Annotated in this window: 1 protein-coding gene; it reads left to right on the forward strand. The window is 54.0% G+C overall.

Annotation, left to right across the window (positions count from 1 at the left end; translation table 11 throughout):
- Positions 1 to 293 (forward strand): hypothetical protein (locus QVO51_RS02075; RefSeq protein WP_288167757.1); only part of this gene is annotated, 293 nt, incomplete at its 5' end.
- Positions 294 to 383: the final 90 nt, after the last annotated feature.

Raw genomic sequence — 383 nt, forward strand, 5'->3', positions numbered from 1 at the left:
AATTATTCACCACAGTGCTGGGGATCATCGGGACGGTCTGCGCCATCGTGTTCGGCTACATCGCATTTCACAGGAACAGCAAAAACGATGATGAAGCGGAGGGGAAGAAGGACGGCGTACTGCTCACGGAGATCGGGTACATCAAGTCCGGCGTGGACGACATCAAACGCAAGCAGGAGAAAGAGGACGAGCGGCATGTGCAGGTCGTTTCCAGGCTGACAGCGGTCGAAGCGTCCGCCAAGCAGGCACACCACAGGCTGGATAGCCTGGAGGGGAAGATGACGGAGAAATAAAACCAGCCCCAGGGGTTCATCCTCTGGGGCTGTTCATGTGTCATATTTCGTGTCATATATGTGTCGAAAAGGCGGTACAATGTGCATATT

The organism is Ruminococcus sp. CAG:379 (assembly GCF_000434255.1).
Classification (GTDB): domain Bacteria; phylum Bacillota; class Clostridia; order Oscillospirales; family Ruminococcaceae; genus Ruminococcus_F; species Ruminococcus_F champanellensis.